General features: G+C 52.3%; 20 protein-coding genes and 1 pseudogene. 9 read left to right on the forward strand and 12 right to left on the reverse strand.

Annotated elements, in window-relative coordinates:
* Window positions 1–295: 295 nt before the first annotated feature.
* The gene (locus SFX18_10965) at window positions 296–1,459 is read right to left on the reverse strand and encodes an HNH endonuclease (GenBank protein MDX1963666.1); all 1,164 of its coding nucleotides are present in this window, start codon (window positions 1,457–1,459) and stop codon (window positions 296–298) included.
* A 412-nt stretch (window positions 1,460–1,871) separates the two neighbouring features.
* Entirely contained in the window at window positions 1,872–3,968 is a 2,097-nt protein-coding gene (locus SFX18_10970) for a polymorphic toxin-type HINT domain-containing protein (protein MDX1963667.1), read from the reverse strand.
* 924 nt (window positions 3,969–4,892) lie between these two features.
* Here SFX18_10970 and SFX18_10975 point away from each other — a divergent pair.
* The 5 genes from SFX18_10975 (at window position 4,893) to SFX18_10995 (ending at window position 14,572) form a co-directional block, all read left to right on the forward strand.
* Window positions 4,893–6,974: a serine protease gene (locus SFX18_10975; GenBank protein MDX1963668.1), complete on the forward strand. Its 2,082-nt coding sequence runs from the start codon at window positions 4,893–4,895 to the stop codon at window positions 6,972–6,974.
* 709 nt (window positions 6,975–7,683) lie between these two features.
* Window positions 7,684–10,068 carry an arylsulfatase gene (locus tag SFX18_10980; protein ID MDX1963669.1) on the forward strand — a complete coding sequence of 795 codons (2,385 nt, stop codon included), beginning with the start codon at window positions 7,684–7,686 and terminating at the stop codon, window positions 10,066–10,068.
* 319 nt (window positions 10,069–10,387) lie between these two features.
* A complete protein-coding gene (locus SFX18_10985; GenBank protein MDX1963670.1) occupies window positions 10,388–11,017 on the forward strand; it encodes a hypothetical protein in 630 nt (209 codons plus the stop codon).
* Between the two features lie 205 nt (window positions 11,018–11,222).
* Window positions 11,223–12,263 carry an SgcJ/EcaC family oxidoreductase gene (locus SFX18_10990; protein MDX1963671.1) on the forward strand — a complete coding sequence of 347 codons (1,041 nt, stop codon included), beginning with the start codon at window positions 11,223–11,225 and terminating at the stop codon, window positions 12,261–12,263.
* A 53-nt stretch (window positions 12,264–12,316) separates the two neighbouring features.
* Window positions 12,317–14,572, forward strand: a complete 2,256-nt coding sequence (locus SFX18_10995) for a tetratricopeptide repeat protein (GenBank protein ID MDX1963672.1) — start codon at window positions 12,317–12,319, stop codon at window positions 14,570–14,572.
* A 161-nt stretch (window positions 14,573–14,733) separates the two neighbouring features.
* Here the strand turns inward: SFX18_10995 and SFX18_11000 are convergent, their stop codons facing one another.
* The 6 genes and pseudogenes from SFX18_11000 to SFX18_11025 all read right to left on the reverse strand — a co-directional run bounded on the left by SFX18_11000 (window position 14,734) and on the right by SFX18_11025 (window position 17,092).
* Window positions 14,734–14,934, reverse strand: coding sequence for a hypothetical protein (locus tag SFX18_11000; GenBank protein ID MDX1963673.1), 201 nt, complete (start codon window positions 14,932–14,934; stop codon window positions 14,734–14,736).
* Between the two features lie 52 nt (window positions 14,935–14,986).
* Window positions 14,987–15,418 (reverse strand): phage holin family protein, encoded by a 432-nt coding sequence (locus SFX18_11005; protein ID MDX1963674.1) that lies wholly within the window; start codon window positions 15,416–15,418, stop codon window positions 14,987–14,989.
* A 33-nt stretch (window positions 15,419–15,451) separates the two neighbouring features.
* The gene (locus SFX18_11010; GenBank protein ID MDX1963675.1) at window positions 15,452–15,622 is read right to left on the reverse strand and encodes a hypothetical protein; all 171 of its coding nucleotides are present in this window, start codon (window positions 15,620–15,622) and stop codon (window positions 15,452–15,454) included.
* On the reverse strand, window positions 15,615–16,118 hold the full coding sequence (locus SFX18_11015; protein ID MDX1963676.1) for a hypothetical protein: 504 nt from the start codon (window positions 16,116–16,118) through the stop codon (window positions 15,615–15,617). The genes SFX18_11010 and SFX18_11015 overlap by 8 nt, the downstream gene beginning before the upstream one ends.
* Window positions 16,119–16,632: 514 nt before the next feature.
* Window positions 16,633–16,797: pseudogene (locus tag SFX18_11020) on the reverse strand (CsbD family protein).
* On the reverse strand, window positions 16,793–17,092 hold the full coding sequence (locus tag SFX18_11025; protein ID MDX1963677.1) for a hypothetical protein: 300 nt from the start codon (window positions 17,090–17,092) through the stop codon (window positions 16,793–16,795). The pseudogene SFX18_11020 and the gene SFX18_11025 overlap by 5 nt, the downstream one beginning before the upstream one ends.
* A 270-nt stretch (window positions 17,093–17,362) precedes the next feature.
* Here SFX18_11025 and SFX18_11030 point away from each other — a divergent pair, with 270 nt between their 5' ends.
* Window positions 17,363–18,154: a PRC-barrel domain-containing protein gene (locus SFX18_11030; protein MDX1963678.1), complete on the forward strand. Its 792-nt coding sequence runs from the start codon at window positions 17,363–17,365 to the stop codon at window positions 18,152–18,154.
* A gap of 17 nt (window positions 18,155–18,171) precedes the next feature.
* Here the strand turns inward: SFX18_11030 and SFX18_11035 are convergent, their stop codons facing one another.
* Window positions 18,172–19,992, reverse strand: coding sequence for a CHASE3 domain-containing protein (locus SFX18_11035; GenBank protein MDX1963679.1), 1,821 nt, complete (start codon window positions 19,990–19,992; stop codon window positions 18,172–18,174).
* Between the two features lie 211 nt (window positions 19,993–20,203).
* On the opposite strand from SFX18_11035, the gene SFX18_11040 reads away from it, so the two are divergent.
* The gene (locus tag SFX18_11040; protein MDX1963680.1) at window positions 20,204–21,742 is read left to right on the forward strand and encodes a sigma-54 dependent transcriptional regulator; all 1,539 of its coding nucleotides are present in this window, start codon (window positions 20,204–20,206) and stop codon (window positions 21,740–21,742) included.
* Here SFX18_11040 and SFX18_11045 read toward each other — a convergent pair.
* The gene (locus SFX18_11045) at window positions 21,739–22,617 is read right to left on the reverse strand and encodes a response regulator (GenBank protein MDX1963681.1); all 879 of its coding nucleotides are present in this window, start codon (window positions 22,615–22,617) and stop codon (window positions 21,739–21,741) included. The two genes, SFX18_11040 and SFX18_11045, sit on opposite strands and share 4 nt — an antisense overlap.
* Before the next feature lie 355 nt (window positions 22,618–22,972).
* On the opposite strand from SFX18_11045, the gene SFX18_11050 reads away from it, so the two are divergent.
* Window positions 22,973–23,284 carry a hypothetical protein gene (locus SFX18_11050; GenBank protein MDX1963682.1) on the forward strand — a complete coding sequence of 104 codons (312 nt, stop codon included), beginning with the start codon at window positions 22,973–22,975 and terminating at the stop codon, window positions 23,282–23,284.
* 420 nt (window positions 23,285–23,704) lie between these two features.
* Here the strand turns inward: SFX18_11050 and SFX18_11055 are convergent, their stop codons facing one another.
* Together SFX18_11055 and SFX18_11060 are read right to left on the reverse strand one after the other, a co-directional pair.
* On the reverse strand, window positions 23,705–24,214 hold the full coding sequence (locus SFX18_11055) for a ferritin-like domain-containing protein (protein ID MDX1963683.1): 510 nt from the start codon (window positions 24,212–24,214) through the stop codon (window positions 23,705–23,707).
* A 53-nt stretch (window positions 24,215–24,267) separates the two neighbouring features.
* The gene (locus SFX18_11060) at window positions 24,268–24,585 is read right to left on the reverse strand and encodes a hypothetical protein (GenBank protein MDX1963684.1); all 318 of its coding nucleotides are present in this window, start codon (window positions 24,583–24,585) and stop codon (window positions 24,268–24,270) included.
* A gap of 486 nt (window positions 24,586–25,071) precedes the next feature.
* Here SFX18_11060 and SFX18_11065 point away from each other — a divergent pair, with 486 nt between their 5' ends.
* Entirely contained in the window at window positions 25,072–25,284 is a 213-nt protein-coding gene (locus SFX18_11065; protein ID MDX1963685.1) for a CsbD family protein, read from the forward strand.
* Window positions 25,285–25,315: the final 31 nt, after the last annotated feature.

Genomic DNA, 25,315 nt, shown 5'->3' on the forward strand with positions numbered 1-25,315 from the left:
AGAAAATCTAAAATTTGAAATCGGTGATTTCAAATTTGAAGAGGTGGCTAAGGCTGAATGCAGTGCAATAGGCACCTGACCTTGTTCCTGTATGCGCAGCAATAGCAGCCCACAATGTGGCGCGTAAATCTTTGCAGAATTGCTTTTTTGCCGCTGCTCAGCCAAGGAAAAAATTTCTTGGGCCACCCGCGGGTATGTTAGCTGTGGCGGTTTTGTTTGTTACTGATACTGGTTCAAGGAACAAATTCTTTGGGTAGCCGATGAAAAATCTGGACTAATTGCTAAAAAATTTTAGTTATAGAGGCTTATCTGACTTGCCTAAATTGCACGCCTCGCAAAGGGTCCACAAGTTATCATCTAAGTTTGAACCGCCCACTGCAAGTGCTTGTTTGTGGTCAATATGAAGAACTACGCCAGATGCCTGAGTTGCACCGCAAATCTGGCAACGGAATCCATCCCGTTTCATCAAATCGTATCTGCGGGATTTTGAAATTCCGTCTCTTGGTGTTGACTCTGGCAGTATCATTTCGTCTGCTTCCGTTTCTGGTCCCAGATAGCCAGTAGGAACTTCAGCCATACTCAAGCTCTGGATGATTGCACCGCTTCGCATTTTTATAACTGGTTTCAATCTTCCTTCTCCTGTCCAAAACAAGCAAAAATGCGGGTTTCGCCAATGAGGTGATTTGTCCTTTTCGAATTGCATTTTTTTCCCAATGTCAAAACCCCTTCCCATGCGTCGTGAAGCACGGTCTTCAAGCCATCTTTTAACTTCCTCTTCTTCAGTTTGATCATACTTTGCTTGATCCTTTGACAGGACAATCGGCGTGACAAGATCCTCACCGCGCGCTAATAACGATACGAATAAAACTAGCCTCATCATTAGTGCTTTTGCAGCTTCAAGTTCAAAAGTTGCGTTAGATTTCTCATCCCATTGATCAACCCTTGGCTTTATTTTCGAGGATTTCTCGATAAAGCTTTCTGCCGACTCTTCCAGTTCATAGGAGCCGCAAAAAAAAAAGTGTTTTTCAGTATCTGCAAGCCAGCAATCAACAATCATAATTTTAAGCTCCTCGTCAATTTGCACAAGTGCTGTCCCTACTGTATATGGTTCGTGGCCTTTCGGAAAGCGAAGTAACACCGTGGCGAAGGGTAGTTCAATTGACTTCATCGCAAGGTCGAGTCGAACAGTCTTCGCAAGCGAAATAGCAACAGGCCAAAAATTGTAGTACGGTCGATTTTCGTCAACCCATTCCTGCTCGGCGCTCGCAAAATGATAGGAAAGATCAAAATTATCAGAAAGTATTTTCTGACCCTTTTCCATTGCGTTAACAAAGTTGTTTATTATTTTTTCACGAAACTCTGCCGACTTAATGCCAGTCAGGTGAATTCGATTACCATTGCCTCCCTTATTTTGGCGCAAGTATCTATTCTTGACAGTTATGTACTGGTGAAATTGCATATAAGTATCCGATCTTCAAATGCCTTAAACCGGAATTCAATTGCTAAATTCAAAATACACTTAATATTCCGACTATGCCATCATTAGCTCTGAAAAACAGTGGACCGTGAGCAGCCATTAACCATTACTGCTAGCGGGTAGCTCAGCTAAATCGCCAACTAGCTAGCACCGCAACTTATTCCAGTGTGCGCAGCATAAGCGGCCCACAAAGCGGTATGTAAACCCTTTGCAGAACTGCTTTTTTGCCGCTACGAGGCCCAGGAAAAAATTTCCTGAGCCACCTGCAGAATAGATAGTGCCGGAACTTTTGGTATTCAATTCTGCATTTTTCATTCATCATTCTGCATTCAATTGGGTGTCTGGGGGCGAGCCTCAGCCACCCATTGCTAATTTGTAATTTGTATTTGACTCCCTACTTTCCCACGCCCGGGACCACGGCGGAGACCCCCTCGCGGATCGTAATGTCGTGGCTTAGCACCTGCTGCTGGCCGACAAAGTAATTATGGTCGTCCTCCACGACTAGATTGAACGTCTTGACTGGCTTTTCGACCAGTTCCACGCTGCGGATCGGCTCGGTCACCTTGAGGCCATGCAGGACCATCCCGGGTTGCAGCTCGCGGGCCTTGACCCAGCCGGTACCAACCACCCAAAACGGATGCCCGCCGGTCGCGCGGATGGTCTCCGCACCGCACAGGATGTGAAACAGCGGCTGCGGATCGCGCGTGGTCGTTTTCAGCACCGGTCGCCAGCCCAGTGCGCCGGTCGCTGTATCTTGGGCTAAGACCAAGTCCCCGGCTTTGATCCGGTCGATGGCCACTAGCCCCGTGGAAGTGGTAATGGGCGTGCCAGCGGGAAGGCAGGAACAAGAAGTGCTTACACCAAATACTGCTAACATTGCAGGCGTAGAAAGTTGGCCGTCAACGTAGTAATTTACACCATCTGAGTAAAATGACCTACCGTAATAGTAAAAATTGCTTCCAGCAGTTCTGCTAAGTACAGGATAGCCAAAACTATCAACGGAAGTATTCCCTGAAACGTCGACAAAACCGCTCTCTTTTATTCGTTTTTCACGAATTTTCTCCATATCGCGCTTCCATTGCTCTTGTTCAAGTTTCAATTTTTCAGCCTCGGCTTGCTTACGTTGATGTTCCTTCTTTGCTTTTAGATCTTTTTCCAATTCTGTCACATATTCAGTAATCTCCGGAGGCGCAATCACCACCGCGCTCTTGGTCGCCTTGTAACTTGTGTACAGCGACTTCTCTCCAGTCGTGTAAACCTCATTCACGTCGTTCCACCAGCGCCACCAATCTTGCGGCGAATCGAGTCCCGTTGACTCGGTAATCATGGCCAGCATTTGCATCACCCGCCGGTTATGCTCGTCAATGGACTGATTCCGCGCTTGCCGCACCTGATCCCGCGCGGCGGAGGCGGCGCGGGCTTGGCGGCCAGCCTCGTCCAGGGCCAGATTTTCCTCACCATCGCAATAAAAGGTATGGTCAAAGACAGCCAGTTGTTGTTTGTTCTGACCGTCGGCAAAATAGCTTTGGCGATAGATCAGCTTGCCGCCGCGGGCGACGGTCAGTTCCATGCTTGCCAATACCGGCCCCTTCAGCTCCGCCAAGAGCGCCGGGATAAAGGTGTGCCAGTCCCGTCCCTTGAGCGCGTTCACCGCCGCGGATTCTAGCTCCGGCGTGTTGGCAAACAGCGCGTGCCGCACCAGCGACTGGCTGGACTCCGCCCAGGGCGTTTTGGCCAGGGCCGCGATGACCACCCCCGCCCCCTCCGGCGAAGCGGTCGAAAAGATCAGTTCCCATGTCGGCACAATCGCCGGATCGGTGATGGTCAACAGTTCCGCCACCGTTTGCTCATGCGACAGCTTGCCATTCTGGAACTTGGCATACACTGTTTCCAACTGCGCGTGATGCCGCTGATACGCGGCGGCGACAGCCTTCGCATCCGCTCGCGCGGCGGCCAATTCTTCGGGGGTAAACCATTGCCCATCCACCCCAGGCTGGCCCACCATGACATGCCCCAGCCGCTGGTGCGCGGCGGCATGTTCAGGCTCTAGTTCCAAGACCCGCGTTAAATGCACCCGTTCTTGGTCCGGCAGCCCATGTTTAGCACAAAAATCGGCCAACGCCAGCTGCCCCGCTGGCGTGGCCGCGGTCTGATCCCTCAGTCGCTGATATTCCGCCAGCGTCGCTGGAGGCTTGGTCGTGCGCAAGTAATCTTCCACCGTGATCCACTTTTGCTTCATGCGCAAATATCCTAGTTGACTGCGCAAAAGTGGGTCATTGGGGGTTTTGGCCAGGGCTTCGTTCAGGATTTTGGTTCGCTTGCTAAACTCACCCGCTTGCGCGGCGGCCAACGCAGCCTGAATTGTTTGATTTGTGTTAGAAGTGTTGGATATTACTTCGGCGGCATGACTGCCGGGGACGGTACCATGACTCACCATCATCACCACCCAGCCAATTACCGGCCCAGCCGCAAAGCAAGAACGCGCGAACATGGGATTTCTCCTGTTTTTTTAGATGAGCGGGGGGGAACGGAGCGATGACGGCGCCCAATCAAGCAGCCGCTGCCCCAGCATTCCCAATCAAAAGCGATATAAAATTAACGCAACCCCTCTGAGTTTGACTCTTAGTTTGTCAGAGAGTTGCCTGTTCCGTAAATAGCGGACCTGCCGGAGAGAACAGGACACTATTCAAAATACACCTAGCGAGAGCCGCGGCCAACACCGGACAAAAAAATTAAAGTTTTTGTCCAGGATTGAACAGGGGCAGGGGCAAAAGTGGCACAAAGAGAAATAAACCGGACGCTAGCGCGTGGCGGCTGATGGCTTATCCAATCACGGTGACAAAATCAGCCGCCGGGCGCTAGCCCACGGTTACTGTAAACGGCTAAACAGTGACGCTAAATCAACTTGCCCCGGGGTCGGGAGTCTGACGCGGTGGTAACGTATTTGGCGGGTGGGCTTATTCGCAGAAGACTCCTGACCCCCTTTGCTTTGTCTAGGGGAAAGGGAGCGTCTGGCGCGCGACAGTGGATGAATCGGGCCGTTGGCCCTACAATTGTGTATTACTCTTAACCTAGGGCGACGCTGCGCTTGCCCTAGGCTGGGATAGGTTGGGCCTTTGGCCCACAAAAAATTGAACGCCTTTGGCCCGTACTTACTTGGGCAACAAAATTTTTCGCACACTGCGAAGAATAAAACGGTTAATAGTACGGATTCCTTTTGCGAATCTACCCAAATCTGCTACAAAAAAGAGAGAGCGCGTCAGGCTCAATTAAGGGCAGAAAACTTTTCTTTTTGCGGCACGGGGTAACGATGCAAATGCCAACCCTTCTTTTGTCTCCCGCGGCTTGCGCCCGTTCAGCCAGACGTTTGGCCGTACGAACATGCCTGCTCGACAAGCTTTTCCCCATCTTGACTTTGACCGCTGTTCTCATGCTATTGTCGGGAGAGCTTTCGCTCTGGGCCCAACCACCAAACAAGCCCGTGTTGCCCGTTCCCGCCAACCGGGCCGTGCCGCAACAGTTGCCGCGTAGCACGCAGTTTGTCGGCTCACTTGTGGTCAATACCCCGCAGGGCAAACGGACGGGGACGGCGTTTGTTGTCTCACCCACGGGCCAGATCGCCACGAGTTTTTCGTTAGTGGAAGGGGGGACAAAGGCTCAATTTGTGTTACCCTCCGCAAAGAAGCCGTTTGATGTCACAGGAGTCTGGGTGGCTAGTCAAAAAACGGATTTAGCGATCCTGGCCATTGCCGAACCGGGTCAAAACTGGGAAGGCCTGCCGCTGGAAACAAAAAATTGGCCCGCGATAGGCGAAGCACTAATTCCACAACTTGGCCCGCGCTCTCCCGCGATCGATCAGCAGTTTCCCCTCTTAGACCCGCGCCCGGGCCAACAAAAATTCTATTTCCCCCGCTTGCACCGTCAGTTATCTGGCCGCGAGTTTTGGGCGGGATGGGAAAAACTGCCCGACACAGCCATCGGACGGGATCCATTTTTACATTGGTACGCCCTGGATGTTGGCATTGATCCCAGCGGCGCGGGGGCTCCCGTGTGGAACAGGACCACCGGGCAAGTCGTGGGGATCCTTTCCGGCGTGACGGCCAATCCGCGCGAATTACGCTGGGTGACGCGGGCGAGTCACTTGGTCGAGCTATTGGCGGAAATTCCCGCGCAGCCCAGCCCGTTGGCCACGCTCAAAACCTGGCGTGATCCCCTGGCCCCGCTGATGGACTTACCCGAGAAAAATCCCGCGGCGCCGAATGTCGCCGCGCAACCAGATGCCCCCGCGCCGAATGCCGCGGTGGTAGGAGATATCTTTGCGCAAATTCGTGCCATTGCCGATCCCGCGCTGCTCAAGCGCGATGGTTACTTGGCCGAGCGGTACGCGGCCAACGCGCGGCGAATTGCGGAGCTAGAATCGCAAATCAGCGCGGTCGAGCAACTGTTGCCGCGCTTGCGGGATGAAAATGTGGAGGCCCGTGCCAAGCAAGACCAGGTGCTGACCCGCATCAACACGATGCAGCCGGAGCAGCCATATCAATCGACCAGGGTGGTCAACGTTCAAGACGAAACGGGCCGAATTCAGCCACGCCAGCAACAGGTGACGTTGTATCGCTTTTCGGCCCGACAAAATGCGGAGATAGCGCGGCTGCGGGACGAGGGCTTTGCCCAACAGGGAGCGGTGACCACCAGCGAACTGCTGACGCATGTCGCGCGCAATGGGGACTTGCCCTTTTTACGCGCTAGTCTGGCCCATGAGCAGCGCGAAACCTTTTTTCTGACGGATCCATTGGAACTGCGCGAAAATGAGGAAAGCCGCCGGCTACTTACCGCGCTGGACGCGATTATCGACGAAGGAGGCGCCCCCGCGGCGGTACTGATCGACCGGGCCATGTGTCATTTGCATCTGCGCGACTTTGCCGCGGCGGAGGCCGATCTGCAAGCGGCGATAGGCGTTGATACCACCATCACCCACGTGGCGAACGCCGCGCGGGCCAGAATATTGCTGTTAACGGCCTTAGCCAATGATGCCGCCAAACCCTCGCAGATCCAAGCCGCGACAGAGCAACTACAACGCGCGTACAAACTGTCGGCCAAGGACCCGCGGGTGCTTGCCATCGCCGCGCGCATGGATCTGGACCAAGAGCAATATGCGCCGGCGGGAAGAAAACTTTTGCAATTGCATCACCAGGGCCAGAGAACGTTGGAGACACGCTTGGCGTTGGGTTGGCTGCTGCTAGCGGCCTCCTCAAGCGATGTGAATAATCCCGAATTAGCCGAGCATTTGGCAAGAGAATCTTGCTTTGGCACCGCGGCGCGCGATTGGGCGGGACTGGCGCTCTTGGCGGCGGTCCATGTTAAGCAGCAAGAACATGACGAAGCGGAACGTTTGTTAGACGCCGCGCTCTTAATCGCTCCCGAGTCGGGCACAGCACAGGGGGAACACTGGCGATTTCAACTGACGCGAAAGCAACCTCTGGAGCGGTTTTGGAAGTGAGTGTTATGTAGGGCGGAACTGGTTCCGCCTTCCGTGAAATGTTCATTTGGCGGATCACGATCCGCCATACGTCAACCACTTGGTGAAAGTCAGAATTAAAAATGATAAATGCAGAATAGCCGCATTCAATTCGTAATTCGTAAATTGTAATTCGTAATTACATCAGCGCTTGGCCTTGGTAGGGGGCTTCTTTGCATCCTTTTTGGGCTTCTTGTTTTTCTTATCATTCTTTTGGCTGTTGTTACCTTTTCCCATGATCGTGCTCCTGTGTAAAAAGGGGGGAATGAATCGTGGCTATGCGGGGTGGCCCGCACCTGCCCACATATCTAACCAAAATTGTAGCAAATCCACCCATTTCAGGAACACCAAATGGGCGGGTAGCGTGCAGAGTCGCGGAATGTGGCACCAGAGGCGGAGGAGGTAGGCCTTTTTCGCACAGACCATTGGACCTTTGCTCGGATACGGTGGGACTGCGCAGTGGCCCATCAAGCAAACAGGAGGAAGCTTGGATGCTTGTCGCCACCATGTCATCCCATTACGGATTGATTGCCCACGGCACCGGATTGATTGCCCACGGCACCGGGACGGTGCCTGCTACTTTGTTGCCACGTAGGCAACCTCCAATGCTTTACGGATTGGCTTTTTTCCTCTATATTTTTGGGCTTGTTGCGAATTTTTTTGCCCTACGCTTTTTTCCACAGCAGGCCCCATGCGCACTTATTGCTTCACTTGTGGTTTTCTCTTGGCGTGTGTTTTTGCGGGCTCATTTTCTGGCTGGTATGGAAGCCGCCTGTGGAACGACGCCCAGGCCCAGAATGCGGCAGCGTCAGCCCCGGCTGGCCGGCAACTTCCGCAGCCCGACCCAACGTTTCAAGGCAAAATTGCCGAAACTGTTCCCAATTCAACTGCCAGCTTTCCCCTGCCCCTGCGGGCCAAGCCAGGCTCCCCCAATGTGCTGATTATCCTGCTCGATGATGTGGGTTTTGGGATGTGTTCGACATTTGGCGGACCGGTGCCAACGCCTAACATGGATAAATTGGCCGCAAATGGCCTAAAATACACGCGGTTTCACACGACCGCGCTTTGCAGTCCGACCCGCGGCGCGCTCTTGGCCGGGCGAAATCATCATAGCATCGGCACGGGGGTAATCATCGAGATGGGGACCGGCTTTCCGGGTTACACGGGGATCATTCCCCGCAGCACCGCGCTGGTCTCGCAAATCTTGCGCGATAATGGCTACGCCACCAGCATGTTCGGCAAATGGCATAACACGCCCGAACCAGACATCAGCCCCGCCGGACCATTCGACCGCTGGCCTACGGGATTGGGCTTTGAATACTTTTACGGATTTAACCAAGGCGAAACCCACCAATACTATCCCACCCTGTATCGCAACACCGTGCCGGTGCCCCAACCCAAATCGCCAGAACAGGGGTATCACTTTACTGCCGACATGACAGACGAAGCGATTGCCTGGACCCGCAATGTTCGTGCGGCTGACCGCAGCAAACCGTGGTTCTGCTACTTTAGCACGGGTGCCGCCCACGCTCCGCATCACGCGCCGCCAGAGTGGCGGGAAAAATTCAAAGGAAAATTCGACCACGGTTGGGACAAACAGCGCGAACTGACTCACGCCCAGCAATTAAAACTGGGGATCATCCCCTCCGGGACACAACTAACCCCCCGCCCACGGGAAATTCCTTCTTGGGAAAGCCAATCCCCCGAGGCTCAGACCGTTTATCTGCGCCTGATGGAAAATTACGCGGGTTTCATGGCCCATACCGACCATCACGTGGGCCGGTTGATCGACAGCCTGGAAGCGTCGGGTGAACTAGAGAATACGCTGGTTTTTTATATGGTGGGGGATAATGGCCCGAGTGCCGAAGGAGGACTCGAAGGGACATTTAGCGAACTCGCGAGCCTGCTGGGGATTCAACTGGGTCTGCAAAGCACGATCCAGCGGTTGGATGAAATTGGCGGTCCGAAAAGCGAGCCGCATGTCCCTGTCGGTTGGGCCTGGGCCATGGCTAGTCCGTTTCAATGGACCAAGCAAGTCGCCAGCCATTTTGGAGGGACACGGAATCCGCTGATTGTGCATTGGCCCAAGGGGATAAAAGCCAAAGGGGAAACGCGCACCCAATTTCATCATGTGATTGACGTGGTGCCAACGATCCTGGAAGCCTGCCAGATTGTCGAGCCAAAAACAGTCAATGGCATTCCCCAAAAGCCCATCGAGGGAATCTCGATGCTGTACAGCTTTGACGGGGCAAAAGAAAAAGACCGCCGCACAACGCAATATTTTGAAATGTTTACCAACCGCGCGATCTATCACGAAGGCTGGGTGGCCTGCAGCCGGTTTGGCGTTCCTTGGGTAACCGCTGGCCGTGACGGGGATTTTTTAAACGTTCCTTGGGAACTATATCACGTTGATCAGGATTTTAGCCAGGCCAATAACCTGGCCGCCCAGGAACCCGCGCGGCTAAAGGAGTTGCAGGCGGTTTTTGTGGCGGAAGCGATGAAATACGATGTTTTCCCCTTAGATGCGCGGAAGTCTGAACGCTTGGACCCCAAATTACGCATCGCGGGAACTCCGCCGACGGAATGGACCTACTTTGGCAATAATGTCTGGCTGCCAGAACCGATCGGCCCGCAAATTTTCCCCCGGCCGCATACGATCACGGCCAAGCTTATCATTCCAGAAGGGGGCGCCGAAGGAGTCGTCGCGTGCGCCGGAGCGTTTTCCGCCGGATGGTCGCTGTATGTCAAGGATGGTCGGCCCCACTTTCGCTATACGCTGTTTGAACTGGCCGACTTGACGATTAGCGGAGAAAAGGAACTTTCGCCAGGACCAGTGACGCTACGCACCGAGTTCATACCCGCAGGCGCTCCCACCGGCGGCGGCAAACTCCGGTTATTTGTCAACGAGCATCCCGTTGGCGAAGGCGTGCTAAAACGGACGTCGTTTCGACATGGGCTGGAACCTTTTGAACTGGGCCGGGATTCAATCACATCGGTCGATCCCGCTTACGCGGACCGGGGCAAATTTGAATTCACCGGAACCATTGAGGAAGTGAAATTTGAATTGAAAAAGTAGACATGCGGGCGTAATAGATTTTTAGTATGTCAAATAGTACCAGCCGGGCAGGTGGCTGGGGGACGAGAGTGGGTGGCGGGGGACGAGCCTAATCAAGCCCAAATCCAGGAAACGACAACCAGCTTGAATCATGCATGCAGGAGATATCTGGTCGCGACCCTAAAAAAGTAAATTCGTTGGCTTCGGGAATAATCCCAGCCGGCCTTCGTTATTACTCCCAGTCGTCCGGCAATCGTTGTCGGACACGCAAATACGGCGATTTTGCGGCGTTTCTTTGCCGGAAATTGCCGAAAAACTCATTATTCCGGGGAGTATTCTGATGAAGACGTCATTGATTGGTAGCGGCATTTTAGGGTTGATTTTGGGCCTGGGACAATTCTCTAACGCCTCGGCCTGCGACCGGGTGGTTTACACAACTTATCGTCCGGTGGTGGTGCAAAAAGTCGTCACACAACCGGTTGTTGTGGTCCCCACGGTCAAAGTCGCCCGGGTGGAAGTGGAACCCGTCACAATCACCAAGGTTGTCTCGGTGGCTGCTCCGATTCGCTTGCCTTCCATGGAAGCGGGGGGCACCTATCGAGCGCGCGTCGATTTTCCCGGCAGCGATGCGGGATTTGTTGTGCTGGTGGTCGGAAATGTCAAGCAACACTGCGAAATCCAAGGCTGGGCCAGCCAGCAAGTGACCTTCACCCTGCCTGCATTGGGTGTCAATGGGGACACCACGGCCCACTTGGAAATTATCAAGTCAAACGGGGACTTGGCCCGGCGGATTGCCATCAATCTGACACAGCCCGCGGACCTCGTGGAAGTATCCGCCGGGGACGCCATGGTCAATAAGCCATTAAAACCGGCCCAGCGCAATGGGCGGGTAAGCCTGGACGGGCTGCCTAATGCAGTTGCTCCCAGCGTGCCGGTCGAGGCTCCCGTGGCCCCCAGTGAAGGGGCATAATGCCCGCATAGACCTTATAAAAAGTGTTTCGCTAGGCGGCGGTAAGCATTTGCTACCCGCCGCTTTTTTTATTAGTCAAAAACAGGTTGCTGTTTTTTTTAGATTCTTAGTAATTCTGGCTTAGGGAATACCCCCAGGGATGGAACTTCGCTAAAATGTGGCTCAGGGACATTTATAACACCCATTTCAAAAAAGGGAGCGTGCCATGCAAGTGCGAGTGTTGGGTTTACTGGTGCTAGTCGGCCTGGTTGTGGCGGGAATCGGTGCGGCAAATACGTTGCAGGCCCAAAGAAACGCTCCCGCCGCCAAGGGTGTGGCAGGCAAAGCAGCCAAGGCAGCCACAGAAGTTGCTGACGCGGCCAAGTCCGCCGCCGCCACTGCCGCCGCCCCAGCCACGGACTTTTTAGCAAATCTGGATGCCGCCGTGGTGGAAGAAGTCCGCAAAGGCATGGCCCAAACCGAAGCCGCATTCAATGCCGGAAATGTGGATGCGCTGATCAGCGGTTTTATTCCTGAAGGGGAATATATTGACGAGAACGGCACGGTCTATCAAGGAGCGGCGGAAATCAAAGCCCTACTCACCTCGTTTTTTGCAAAGTATCCCGGCTCAAAACTAAGCGTCAACCTGGAATCACTCCGTTTTGTGGGTCCCGTGGCAATCGAAGAGGGGGTCCGCACGATCACCAGCAAAGACGATTCCACCAGCACCCAACTTCGTTTTATCGCGGTGCGGTATAAAACTCCCCAGGGCTGGCAATTGGTTTCCTTGCGTGATTTTAGCGATGACATTCCCACGCCCCATGATTATTTGCAGCCATTAGCCTGGCTGGTGGGCGATTGGGTCAACGAAGGTTCCGATGCTCGAGTCAAAATCAATTATCGCTGGTCGGCGGACGGCAATTTTTTACTCGGTGAATATGACGTGCAGCGGGATGGCGTGGCGGTGATGAATAGCACGCATCGAATCGGTTGGGATCCCGTGGCGGGCAAGATCCGCTCGTGGCTGTTTGATTCGGACGGCGGCTTTGGCGAAGGTCACTGGACCCAAGTCGGCGAGGAATGGGTTGTTAAATCGACAGCCACCCTGCCGGATGGTCAAACAGGGTCCGCAACCCTGGAATTTGTCCCGCTAGAACCAACCCGTTTTGTAATACGGGGGACGGATCGCCTGGCCGGCAACGAACGCCAGCCCGATTTTGAATTTGCTATTGTCAAACAAGCTCCCCAACCCCAATCGGGCAAGTAACCCTCCTGCTTATTCTTGCGATATTGAACATAATTCCTGTGGAGAAGCATATCATGAAACTTCGTTATTTTGGGATGTGGGCCACTTCCGTGGCGCTCTGCTGCGGCATGGTGGCAAGCGGGGGTTTGACAGCGCAGGCTCGTCCATCGATCGGTGGCGGGGGTGGCGCTAGAATGGGTGGCGGAGGAGGAATGGCCCGCCCTAGCATGGGTGGGGGGGGTATGGCCCGGCCTAACATGGGTGGCGGAGGGATGTCGCGGCCAAATATGGGTGGCGCAGGTGGCGGTGGAATGGCGCGGCCAAATATTTCGCGTCCCGCGCCAAACGTCAATCGGCCCTCGATGGGGAATGTCAATCGTCCCAGTACTCCAAACATTAATCGGCCAAACATCAGCAATCCCGGGATCAACCGCCCGTCGCTCGATCGGCCTTCGCTGGGGGGTATTCCCAATCGTCCCACGACCCGGCCGAATCTGCCGAACATCAATAATCCCGGGGCAAACCGCCCTAATTTACCTAACATCAACAACCCCAATATCGCCCGGCCAAATCTGCCTAATACGCGGCCGAACCTGCCCAATACCCGACCAACACTACCAAATCGGCCAGAGTTGCCAAATGTCAACCGTCCTTCGGTCCGGCCACCCAATCTTGTCGGTCCCACGCGGCCTGGTGGGGGTGCGACCACGCTACCCAGCTTGCCAGGGAATAACCGGCCCGGGGTCAATCGGCCAAATATTGATCGGCCTAGCCTGGGGAATATCAATCGCCCCGGCGTGGGGAATCGCCCGGATTTGCCCACCACATTGCCGGAGCTACCAAACAGGCCAAATCGACCAAATTTGCCTGATCTAGGCTTAAACCGACCTGGCACAAAGCCGGGGCTGCCTAACCGCCCGAATCTGCCTGATCTGGGCACAAATCTCCCAAATCGACCAAACCTGCCAAACCTGCCAAACCGCCCGGGGCTGCCCAACCGGCCTGAAGTGCCCATTGCCCGCCCCGAGCTGCCCATCATTGGTGGAAATCGTCCGGGAGGCAATTGGAATCGTCCTGATTGGAACCGCCCGGATCGTCCCAATATCAATATTGGCGATAACATCAACAATAATTGGAACATCAATAACAACTGGAACAATATCAACATTGCCAACCGGCCTAATTGGGATCGTCCAGGTTGGAATAACCCCGGTTGGGGGTGGGGTGGTGGCGGTAACTGGCATGACAATTGGTACAACAACTGCGTTAATGATCGGTGGCACGGCTGGTATAACGGCTGCTGGCACGGTTACTGGAATAGCAGTTGGTACCGACCGCTGCCGTGGGTAGCCACGGGCTGGGGTCTGGGCGCATGGACGAGCGGTTGGGGTTATAGCACCAGCTATTACAATCCCTATATCGTCTCCGTTCCCCAGACGGTGGTTGTGCCTTATGATTATTCCCAACCGGTCGTGGTTAATAATATCCAGCCCGCCGCTGATAGCGACGGATCGGCCGCCCCTCCCCCCACGGAGGATAGTGCTAACGAGCAAGCGGTGGCGTTCTTTAACGATGGTCTTGCTAAATTTCGCGCGGCGGATTACGCCGGCGCGCTGACGCAGTTTGACGCCGCGTTAAAGAAACTTCCCAACGACCCGGTGGTGCACGAAGTACGGGCTTTGGCGCTCTTTGCCCTGGGTGACTTCAATTCCGCGGCGGCAGCGCTCAATTCTCTGTTATCTTCCGCTCCGGGAATGGATTGGACCACAATGAGCGGCCTGTATGGAAATGTTGATGACTATACCAAACAACTTCGCGCGCTCGAGTCCCACCTCAAGTCCAATCCCAAGGATGCCGCGGCCGCGTTTGTGTTGGCGTATCATTATTTGGTGCTAGGCTCCAAGGACGCCGCTATCAACACGCTCAAAGCGGTCGTGGAATTACAGCCAAAGGACACCACAGCGCGGCGAATGCTCAACGCCCTGGTGCCGCCCGCCGCTCCGGCCCCCGTGGCGGAGGATCCGCCCGCGGACCCCAATGCTCCCGAAACTAATCTCGTCGGTACATGGCGGGCCGAGGCTGGTGACACGGCAATCGAATTGACGGTCACGCAGGATTCAAAATTTTCTTGGATGGCCACGCCCAAAGGCGAAGCCCCCGTCAAACTCGAAGGGGACCTCTCTTCCAGCCGCGACGGCCTAGTGCTACAAACCGCCGAACAAGGCTCCATGGCGGGTAAAGTGACAGCCCTGGGTGGTGACAAATGGCGATTTAACCTGGCGGGAGCTCCCGCCAATGATCCCGGCTTGATCTTTCAGCGCAAAGAGTAATCCGCCTGTTCATTAGGGCAAAAAACCCGCCACGTCAGCTTGGGGCTGTTATAACCCCCTGCCTACGTGGCGGGTTTGTTTTATGTGGGAAGTGATTTTTTAACACAAGTCGACGCGGATGACGATTTGGTATTTTTAACCTTGAACGAGATAAGTCCGCTTTACCATGGCTTTAACTTCCAGCCTAAAATAAATCCCACACCCAGGCACCACAAGGCGGCGGTACCGGGATTTTCCTTGGCGTAATCATGCATATATTGCAGCAAATCCTCGGTCATCTTTTTGCCCTGATCGATCATCTGATCAGCGCTCAGTTCCTTGTTGTGATTGTTTTTTTCCGCCTTGACTGCTTGGGCAACCATGGGTAAAGACTCCTAAAATGAGGTGCAAAATAGTAGCAGGTAAAAAATTGGATCAACTCTCCCGCGGGGAAGTAGCCTCGTGAGAGTTGATCCCGGAAATTAGCATCAATTGATCTCGGATGCATTCGAGGTTGATTTTTAACTCTTGAAATGGCATCGCAAACCGTTTGACTCCGGACTGAATCAAGGTCCAGGCCATAAGGCCGGCCAACACGCCCATGATTAATACAGTCACGGTAATGATGCCCAAAGACTGCAAAAGCGAGAAGTCGGCTTGAAGCAAGGCCACGACACCGCACGCCGCCGCCAAAAACAAAACTAATAGCATGAGGACCACAGCGACCACCATCAATCCCGCGCCAAGGGCCAAGCCGCTTTTAGCGGCGGCAAATTCAGCAATGAAATGCCGAATTTGCAATTTCCACAATTCACCGGACTTTTGTAAAGTATGGCCAATTTGTTGCCTTACGGGGACAGTGTCCATGATCAAAGCTCCCAGGGGAATTATTTAGTAAAGTTATCGCACCATGCGTTTCATAAAAATTCCTAGTAATAAACCGGCGTTCAACGCGGCTAAAAGCCATGGAAATGCTTGCTCGCGCCGCAGCATGGGGGGCTCCGGCTGGACTTTGGTTCCATCGCGGCTGTACCTTAACTGGCCCGCGGCAGTGGTGTAGGTATTAGGCATGGTGTTTTCTCACAAATGGTTCGGAAGCATGATTGTCCTGGACCGCAGGGCGCGATGGTTGTTCGCTCTTTTCGTCTCCCCGCTGGGAAAAGTGCTTATTAGCAAAGTCCATTCCCTGCCGCATCAAGATGCCCGTGCCATATTGGGCCGCCAGTTCCATGGCCCGTGACATGAGGGATTGCCAAAGGCTTGATTTTGCCGGGTGCCTGGAACTACTTTCCATTTGCTCCAGCTTTCTTGCCAACCGTTGCAGCAAGTCACGCTCGCTTTTAACGGCGGACTTGGCCGGAATTAACCAATATCCGATTGCCAGGGCCACGCCCCCCCAGATCCAGGGGGAATGTCGTATATATTCCCGCCAATCCAACGCTTGCTTGACTTCTCTTTGCAATTGCTGAATTTCCTGGCTGGTGGTGCGGCTATGGGATCCCAGGTCTTGCCTCACAAGTCGCATTTGTTCTCGCAAGTGATCGGCGTTTTGCGCGGGATCCTTCATGATGACTCACATAGTTTATGAAAGATGACATTAAAATAGCGACAGGCTCTGGTGTCAAAACAAAGCTAATATCTAATTTTGCTTTAACGCCCAGAGCCTGTTTCCCACACGCGGAAATTTCAAGGGGAAAAAATTAATTACGCACATGTCGCGCTAAATTTTCCGGCAGGATGGAGGCGAGCGAGTCCATCAATTGACGGCTCATGTTGTCATAAGCCCGGTAAGGGGTGCAAGTGTTCATTCGCTGCGACACCAAAAGCGCCACGCCCGCACCCGCTGCCATCCCCACGCCAAAAGCAATTAACAAGGATTGGGTGGGGCGGTGTTGGACAAATTCTTCCACCTGATGTTGCCCTTCCTCCAGGGTTTCGGCTGCAGCCTGATATCCATTTTTCAGCGTTTCGGCGGTTTGCTCATAACCTTTTTGCACCGTCTCCGCGACACTCCCCATCATGCCCTCCTGGCTCCCTTCGGCGGATTTACCCATTCCCCTGGCCGATTTATCAAGGAATTGCTCAATCTCATCGCGGGCCACGCCGGTACGCTGTTGAATTTTGCCAACCACTTGATCCACATTCCCACCGTAAATTTGCAAATCGTCATCCGTCAGCTTGCCCCAACGCTCCTTGACTTTACCCCGAATTTCATTCCATTTGCCTTGAATCATTTCTGAGTTAATCATGACTCTCTCCCATCCATTTAAAAGTAACAAGTGAGTTGTTCAGGCGTGCGGGATTGCACGGTATTGAAAAAAATAAATTTGCAAAGGTCGTGCCAAAGGTAAAAGCCGGGCGGCAAATTATGATATTAGCGGTTTCACTGATAATTTTCCCCAGTCTCTGATTACCGATACACCAGTCTGGTTTTGTGGCAATCAGCCGCAGCGCGCGCGCCAGGTGTTTTATCAACCTCTTAGGCGGCTTTTGCGCCACGCGGAGAAAACCGATTAAGGGCAACATCGTTTTCGGTGGCATGTCGTTCTATCTCTAATTTTATTCCACGCCCGCGACCTCTTACGGGTTAATCCGCTCGTCATTAATTCCATTTTCCCGCAGTTACCCCTTTTGAAATCAAGTTCCCTGGTTCGGAGGCGGACTCCCCGCAGTGACCTTTGGCGCTGTGATCTGATCTAAATGATGAACACTTGATGAACCTGGAAAGAAATGCGGTATAAAATTTGCAAAAATATAAATTAGACGTAGGGGTGGCCATTATTGATGCGCATTGCGCAGAAAGGCTCTATCATGTCGCGCTGTTACCTGGGTCCGGTCGTGCTTTTTTTATGGATGAGTCATTTAACGGCGGTCGCGGAGCCATCCACTTCCCCTCCGGAACCAGTGGGAGAGTTGAATGAACCGCGGGTATGTCCGGTTTCATTTGCCAAGGATTGGATTGGCAAAAGAGTCAAAACCGTTGCTGGAGACACGGTCGGCGCAATCGAAGACGTTGCGATTGATATTGGCAAAGGGGAAGTGCAGTCGGTCTTTTTGCAACCCCCCCCTCCCGCCAAGAAACCGCGGGAAATTCTGGCCATACCCGGCAAGTCCCTGGCCTTTAATACTGAACAGAATGAGTTGGCACGCGCGGAATTTTATATCGATAAATTACCACCCCCCCAGACCGAGATCGAATCTCGACCAAACTCACCGGGCAATCTGATATTACTAGCAAAGATCGAGCCGATCGCGGTGCTCGATAAGAATGGTGTGGAATTGGGAAAAATCAGCGATTTTGCCCTGGCGGCGGATCGTCTAACCGTGGCTTATGCGGTGTTTTTACCCGCCAACCCCACGAAGGAATTAGCCAAACATGAATTTTATCCCATTCCCTTGTCCGCATTCTTGTTTGATAGCAAGAAAAACCGCTGGATTTTAGACCTGGCTCCCCAAGTATTGCTTAACACTGCGGTTGCCAACACCCAACATCCACCCGCCAAGGTTGATTCCTTGTGGACGGAATTTGTGCATGTCCGTTATGGCCGGACGATCTTGGGGGGTGTGCAAGATAGCACTCAACAAGAACAAAAATCTCCGTAGTCACTAATGGTTAATCATTAATTGGTGGTGCCAGACAACAGGTTATTAGTGCCGCAGGGAATGGCCCCCACAATCGTTTGCAAGCCCTGTAGCGAAATAGGCTTGGTCACATACTGATGAAACCCCGCTTCTAGTGCCTGTTGACGCGCTCCATCCTGGCCGTATCCAGTAATCGCCACCAAATAAATATCGCTGGTTTCAGGAGACTTGCCTAAGAAACGGGCCACATCATATCCAGACATCCCCTCCGGCAGGCCAATATCGCAAAGCACCAGATCGGGACGCTTTTCCTGACACAAATCAATTCCCGCCTGTCCACTCTGGGCCACGTACACGGTATGGCCCATGAGTTCCAGCATTCGCCGCAACGGAAAAGCGGCGTCCCGGCGATCATCGATGATAACTACGGTGCATTGGCGTTGGGACTGGCGGCGGTCGGCGGCAACGGCAGGCAAGCGCGCGGGTTTTTCGATTCGCGGCAACCAAATTTGAAATTTAGAGCCTAGCCCCATGCCGGGACTGGAGGCGGCTATTTTTCCCCCGTGCAAATCGATCAATCCCCGGGCCAATGCCAATCCCAGCCCCAATCCCCCCCGTTTATAAACCGTGCCTCCCGGGCCTTGGGCAAACGGGTCAAAAATTAGCCGCAGGGTGGCCTCGTCCATGCCCTCTCCTTGATCCCGGATTTCAATCAAGGCGGAATCCGCTTGCGAACAAGTCAAAGCAATGGTTACCTCCTGGCCCCGGCGGGAAAATTTTATCGCGTTATGCAACAGATTGCCAAACACTTGGAGCAGCCGCGCGCTGTCGGCTTCCACCCAAACATCTTCCGCCGGCATATCACATACTAAATTAACGCCATACTCTCGATCTGCTTTGTTAGTATCCGAAACCGCCCGCTCCAACAGCGCCTTCAAATCCAACGGTGCTTTTGTAACTTGCAATTTGTTATGCGAAATGCGCGAAGCGTCCAACAAGTCATCCGCCAAACGTATGATGACATCGGTTTGTCGCTCCATGATGTGCTTTAGCTCCATTAATTCGGGGGGGAGTTCTTCCTGCAATTCCAAAACATCGATGGAATTCCGAATCGTAGCCAGGGGATTGCGCAATTCATGCCCCAACATAGCTAAAAAATTATTCTTAGCTTGATCCTGCTGTTGGAGATATTGGGCGAATTTATTCCGGATCTGATTGTCGCGGTATAAATAATAAAATCCTAAAAAAACCAACCCCACGCCAATGACCACAGCCGCCACATACAGCCGCCAGGCCCACGCCTTACTAAGGGCTATCTCCCCTTCCAACGCATGTTGGCGTTGTTTTTCGCGGGTTTCCAGCTTCGCCAACAGCAATCGGATGGCATCCATTTCCGCTTTACCCCGATTGTTGGAAATATAGTTATGGGCGGCGGCTTTGCCATGCTGTTCGTAGATTTCGATCGAGTGGGCCATCTCGACGAACTTTTGATTTACATGAATGGCGACCTGCTGAAGCGTCTCCAGAAATTCGACATCAGCCGCGCCGATTCGGCGCAAATGATTTATATGATCGTCTTTTTCTCGAATCGCCTGTAAGTAAGGGGCCAGGTATGTCTCGTTTCCCGTGATTTGATATCCCCGATGGCCCGTCTCGGCGTCTTGGACGGTGGATAATAATTTGATCAGTTGGCGGGATACGCCAATGGAATGGGCATGCCGCTCCTGCATGGTGGATAACTTTACAATACTTTGATAATTCATCCACGTAAAGCTTACGATAAAAACAAGCATCATGACCGCTACCAAAATAGCGGCGTTTAGCGAACGAGTGCCGATATAAGTTCCACGGAAAGGCATTGGTGTAAAAAAAATTACTATAAATTCGCCACTGACGTCCAATTTGCCCCGTGTTTAACGCACAAGGGGTTTTATTACCTCCAACTAATTTGGTATACTGCGATCATGAATTATTGAGGATTGTCTGAATATTTTACAAGACGTACCGTAATATCTTTTTACTCCCCCCTAGCGGCTATGCGCTTTTCCGCACTTATAGCCCCCATTTTCCATGCCCAAGATTCTCGTCATTGATGATGACCGCACCGTCAGGTATTTGGCAAAGCAAGCTTTGCTGGGGTTGAATTGTGAATTGCTGGAAGCTGATAATGCCGAGACCGGATTGCGGCTTTTACGCAAGGAACAGCCGGATGTCATATTATTAGACATTATTTTGCCGGATTTGTCGGGGCTGGAAGCCTATCACAAATTTCACGCCCTGGATTCAAAGCTGCCGGTCATTTTTATGACCTCCATGGAGAGCAGCGAGATCGCCATCCAAGCGATGAGCCTGGGAGCGTATGACTTTGTCATGAAGCCGCTGGATGTGAAATTATTGCTCCCGTTGGTTCAACAGGCGTTGGAAATTCGCCGCCTCATGCACGTGCCGGTAGCTCTTCCGGGGGGGAGCGGACTCCCCGAAAGTGCGGATCGGATTGTCGGCCGCAGCGCGGTGATGCAATCCGTTTATAAAGCCATTGGCAGGGTCGCGCAGCAAAATGTCACGGTGCTCATCCGCGGCGAAAGCGGCACGGGCAAGGAATTGGTGGCCCGGGCGATTTATCAGCATAGCAACCGGTCGGACGGTCCTTTTTTAGCCGTAAATTGCGCGGCTATCCCCGACGCCCTTTTGGAAAGCGAATTATTTGGCCATGAAAAAGGCTCATTTACGGGGGCGGATCAGCGCCGGATTGGCAAATTTGAACAATGCCACGGCGGTACGCTATTTTTAGACGAAATTGGCGATATGTCGCTGCTGCTCCAGGCTAAAATGCTGCGCGTGCTGCAACAACAGCAATTTGAGCGGATTGGCGGCAATCATACCATCACCACCGATGTGCGAATTATCACGGCCACAAATCGCGATCTTGAGCAAATGGTGGAGGCCCGCGAATTCCGGGCTGATTTGTATTATCGCCTGAGCGGATTTACCATTCACCTTCCCCCGTTACGCGAACGTCCAGCCGATGTCCCGCTATTATTGGAGCATTTTTTACGAATTTATTCATCCACGCTCAATAAAGACGTCAGCGGATTCTCTCAAGAGGTCCGCGATCTGCTCCAAAACTATTCCTGGCCGGGTAATATCCGCGAATTGCAAAATGTGGTGCGCCAAGCGTTGCTCAGCACGATTGGGCCAGTGCTATTGCCCGAATTTTTGCCCTCCAGCTTAACCCGTCCGGTAAAAAACCCCGAACCGTCGACCACCTCTGGCATAAACCCATTTAAGCCCGCCGGCTCACCGGTCTTCCACGCGCAACACGCCACCGAGGAAAAACCGGCCGCAAACGTGGATCAATTAGGCTCGGAAATCGCCCACCTCTTAATTCAAAACCAAGAAAATGTTTACGAAAAAGCACTGCTGGCGATGGAGCGTTTTTTGCTAACCCGCGTCTTGGAACAGACACAGGGCAATTTGTCGCATACGGCTAGAATTTTAGGCATTACCCGCGGGAGCCTACGCAATAAAATTAAGTCCGCCAGTATTCAAATAGATAAGCACGTGAAAATTGATGATCTCGAAAGCGAAAACACATTGGAAGAAAATTAAACTTTTCTCCCCAATTCCCCCTCTTGGGGGTGATGCTCCACCAGGGCCGCCGCCAAATGCGAAACTTCCTGTTCCACATCATTTAAAATCTTAGTCAAGAATTCAGGATCGGGCGAGGCGATTTGTGACTGAAGTTCCATTTCTTGCAAAACCGACTGGCAGCGTTCCGCCCCAAAATTTGCCACCAGCCCCTTAAGACTGTGGGCCGCGCGATGCGCGCGTACCCAATCATGACGTCGCACCGCGCCTCGCATTTCGTCCAGCAATCCTGGAAAATCCTCGTAAAAGAACGTGATTAAATTACCCAGCAACTGCTGGTCCCCACCCAAACGGTCCAAGCTCGCGGGAATATTGATAATAGGTAGCTGGGGCGTGGTCATAGCTGCATCCTCGTGTAAACCTTCTGCCGAATGGGCTGGGGATGGGGTAGGGGACGCTTTCAAAATGTTCCCGATCAATTCCAAAAGAGATTGTACCGCAAAAGGTTTTTCAATAAAGGCATCCGCCCCCACCGCCACAAACCGTTCATAATCGTATTTTTGCCGCCGCGCGGTCGTGGCGATAATCGGCACGTGCTTATCACCTTCTAAAACACGCAGGATGGATGTCGTCTGCAAGCCATCCAACAATGGCATTTGCAGATCGATAATGATCACATGGGGCACCTGCTCCTTTACTTCGCGAATAGCCCTAATTCCGTTGGAAGCTATCCGCACGCGATACCCCGCGCCGCTCAATATTTGAAACAAATACTTTTGCGTGGCCGGGGTATCCTCTACCACAAGCACATCAACAGGCTGGGCGGGCGGCGTAGCGCCTTCCAAATAGGGGGGGATCGAAGGCATTGCCCAGGTAGTTTGTAAGTCAGTTGACATAAGTGGCCCGTGGCAAAACTCACCCACTCAGGCAGCTTTTCCGTAGTTTAATAATAGAGGTCGCAAATGTCATACCATTACAATTACACCAATATATGCGTAACTAATTTCTTGATTTGTTTGGGCGTTAGGGCATAAATTGCGGAATAATGCATAATTTTATTGTCCAATATATTATTCCCTGGAGCCGGATCGCCCACGATGATTTTTTACTGGGCATCTTTATTAACCAGTAATCCGCTAGCACAACTGGGCAAAATGTCTTTTGTCGGAGGAATTGCATATTTTTGGCATTAATTTTGCTCTATTAATAAATTATTTCAAAAATTTCTACTTTAGGATCATCAAATACACCATGGTTAAGGAAATACATGATGTTCCCTTTTCGGGGGGGATCAAGCAATCTGCGGGGTTACTAGGGAGCGAAGAGCGGGAACTGCGATTACAGGCGGAGTTCATCCGCCAGCTATCAATCGTTTTTCCGGTTTTAGCACGCGCGTTGTACGTCCAGGTGGATAGCCAGCGGCAGGAATTGACTTTGGCCGGTCGGCTACCCACCTTCTACATAAAGCAACTTCTTTATCGCTTTTGTAGCCGACAATTGCCAGAATATCGATTGATTGACCGATTACAGGTCGATCAACATTCCAACTGGCCACTGAGTTAACCCCAGGCTACACAAAGAACTGTTTTGGCCGTCCGGGGAATTCCTCTTCTAACATTCGACATTTCGTCAAAAATAAATGGCCGAGGTCAAACCCGCGTTTAACCCCGGCCATCTTATAAAATAAATTTACTTTTCCGCCCTGGTGACTCGTGCTGTGTCAACATTGAGTATTGACTACTCCGAAAAGCTGTAGTCCACTGCCTTCATGTCCAAAACGTGGGCGAGCACTCAGGGGCTAATTCGTCCGACTTGCGACTTTAGCACCGACACCACGCTCACCCATGCCTAACTCGTCAACCAATAAATGAGTAACAGCAAAGGAAGTGGAATTCCGATCACCCACAGCATGGCAAACAAAAATTTCTTTCCCATGGTCCACCTAAAAGTAAACAAATCTCCGGTTGCTACGCGGGGTTTCGATTAACCTTCCGCTTCCTCGGTCAAGGCCTCGACATTGATAATCGACTCCGCCAATTCGGTGAGCAGCTTATCCGTGGCTCCCTCTTCCTGCAGGCTTTCATCCAATAAACTGGCCACATTTTCATGACCCAACAAAGTGGCAAAAGTGCGGGCCACGCCGTACGCGGCGATTTCATAGTGTTCCACCCGTTGGGCGGCGGAAATCAGGGCGGCATCCAGCAAATCCGGTTCAACATCCATTTTCATCAGTTCCGCCCCCTCTTCCAACAATCCTTGCATTCCCACGCAAGTGTGCCCCGACAACCTTAATTCCAATTCGCTAGCAATTTGGTCCAAACGTTCCACTTGGCCTTGTGTTTCCTCCAAATGGTGGGCAAAGGCTTCGCGCAATTTTTCATTGTCCGCCGCCTTGGCCATTTTGGGCAGGGCTTTTAACAGTTGCTTTTCGGCACTATAAATGTCCTTCAGTTCGTGTAAAAACAAGTCGTCAAAGGTGTTTAACTTTTTCATCGATCGTGCTCCATGATTAAGGGGTGAGGACCCGGGAAATGCCAGGTGATGACTTACGGATTTTGATTGGGGACGGCGTTGGCCGCTTCGGCCTTTTCTTTTTGGATTTTTTCGGCTTCGGCGCGTTGTGCTTCTTGCAATTCTTGTTGCTTGTCAACGATTTTTTCATTGGCATTTTGCTGCGCTTGCCGTACATCCGTCGTGGCATCTTCCTTGGCATTTTGCAGCTCATTTTGTTTGTCAAGCATTTTCTTCTTGGCGTCCACTTCGGCTTGACGCACATCTTGCTTTTCCGACTGGGGGTCTTTCGCGCATCCCGCCAGACCGAACACGCATAAGCCGATCGCCGTTAAATTCAAACAACGTAACATGGATTAATCCTCGCAAAAAAACGGTGTTATCAACCGCCCATGATTGTTGCGCTACAAAACTGCAACGGCGGTACTTTAACCAAAAGCAAGTTGCATGCCAGAAGTGGTTTGGCGCTTAAATGAAGTTGCGTTGCTCTGCTCTATTCCAGAACAATGGATGTATTGTCAGTTGTTTGATTTTCGGTCTAGTGAAACTGGGTGTTTTTGTTTAAGCAAACGGCAAGAATGACTACTTTTGCCTTGAGTTTCTAAGGGAATGTTTTAGCCTTGTTTCAAGGCTTTTGGTTGAAATTTGATCAGTTTGGTAGCTTGTATATCAGACTTGACAGCAACTTTTATGTAAAACTCGTGGTTGAGCTAAGCACAATCTCCCACGGGGTTAAATGGGACTACGGAAATGAGCTGGATTGGCAATGGCATGTTATTTGCCTTTACTAACTGTAGAAGGAATTTGCAGTTAGACTATCCTTCCGAAAGGAAAGTACCATGAAATGGGATACGATTCAGGCCAATTGGACCGAATTAAAGGGTAGAGTGGTGGAGTTTTGGGGACGGATCACAGAGGACGACCTAAGCATCATTCAAGGCAAACGCGACCAGCTCATCGCATTACTCCGACGATATTATGGTTTGAGTCAGGATGAAGCTGAGCATGAAGTCTGCAAATTTCAAAAGCAATGCGATGTCGAATTAATCTAATGGCATAATTTTTCCCCGCCTCTTAAAAGAA

The organism is Pirellulales bacterium (genome assembly GCA_033762255.1).
In the GTDB taxonomy this organism is placed as follows: domain Bacteria; phylum Planctomycetota; class Planctomycetia; order Pirellulales; family JALHPA01; genus JANRLT01.

What these genes read in the sequence shown, in the direction of transcription:
- SFX18_11030 (MDX1963678.1), top strand. Translation starts at nt 17,363, where the DNA reads ATGTCGCGCTGTTACCTGGGTCCGGTCGTGCTTTTTTTATGGATGAGT.
- SFX18_10995 (MDX1963672.1), top strand. Translation starts at nt 12,317, where the DNA reads ATGAAACTTCGTTATTTTGGGATGTGGGCCACTTCCGTGGCGCTCTGC.
- SFX18_10965 (MDX1963666.1), bottom strand. Translation starts at nt 1,459, where the DNA reads ATGCAATTTCACCAGTACATAACTGTCAAGAATAGATACTTGCGCCAA.
- SFX18_10970 (MDX1963667.1), bottom strand. Translation starts at nt 3,968, where the DNA reads ATGTTCGCGCGTTCTTGCTTTGCGGCTGGGCCGGTAATTGGCTGGGTG.
- SFX18_11000 (MDX1963673.1), bottom strand. Translation starts at nt 14,934, where the DNA reads ATGGTTGCCCAAGCAGTCAAGGCGGAAAAAAACAATCACAACAAGGAA.
- SFX18_11010 (MDX1963675.1), bottom strand. Translation starts at nt 15,622, where the DNA reads ATGCCTAATACCTACACCACTGCCGCGGGCCAGTTAAGGTACAGCCGC.
- SFX18_11065 (MDX1963685.1), top strand. Translation starts at nt 25,072, where the DNA reads ATGAAATGGGATACGATTCAGGCCAATTGGACCGAATTAAAGGGTAGA.
- SFX18_11035 (MDX1963679.1), bottom strand. Translation starts at nt 19,992, where the DNA reads ATGCCTTTCCGTGGAACTTATATCGGCACTCGTTCGCTAAACGCCGCT.
- SFX18_11015 (MDX1963676.1), bottom strand. Translation starts at nt 16,118, where the DNA reads ATGAAGGATCCCGCGCAAAACGCCGATCACTTGCGAGAACAAATGCGA.
- SFX18_10990 (MDX1963671.1), top strand. Translation starts at nt 11,223, where the DNA reads ATGCAAGTGCGAGTGTTGGGTTTACTGGTGCTAGTCGGCCTGGTTGTG.
- SFX18_11055 (MDX1963683.1), bottom strand. Translation starts at nt 24,214, where the DNA reads ATGAAAAAGTTAAACACCTTTGACGACTTGTTTTTACACGAACTGAAG.
- SFX18_11025 (MDX1963677.1), bottom strand. Translation starts at nt 17,092, where the DNA reads ATGCCACCGAAAACGATGTTGCCCTTAATCGGTTTTCTCCGCGTGGCG.
- SFX18_10985 (MDX1963670.1), top strand. Translation starts at nt 10,388, where the DNA reads ATGAAGACGTCATTGATTGGTAGCGGCATTTTAGGGTTGATTTTGGGC.
- SFX18_11040 (MDX1963680.1), top strand. Translation starts at nt 20,204, where the DNA reads ATGCCCAAGATTCTCGTCATTGATGATGACCGCACCGTCAGGTATTTG.
- SFX18_11005 (MDX1963674.1), bottom strand. Translation starts at nt 15,418, where the DNA reads ATGGACACTGTCCCCGTAAGGCAACAAATTGGCCATACTTTACAAAAG.
- SFX18_11060 (MDX1963684.1), bottom strand. Translation starts at nt 24,585, where the DNA reads ATGTTACGTTGTTTGAATTTAACGGCGATCGGCTTATGCGTGTTCGGT.
- SFX18_11045 (MDX1963681.1), bottom strand. Translation starts at nt 22,617, where the DNA reads ATGTCAACTGACTTACAAACTACCTGGGCAATGCCTTCGATCCCCCCC.
- SFX18_10980 (MDX1963669.1), top strand. Translation starts at nt 7,684, where the DNA reads ATGCGCACTTATTGCTTCACTTGTGGTTTTCTCTTGGCGTGTGTTTTT.
- SFX18_11050 (MDX1963682.1), top strand. Translation starts at nt 22,973, where the DNA reads ATGGTTAAGGAAATACATGATGTTCCCTTTTCGGGGGGGATCAAGCAA.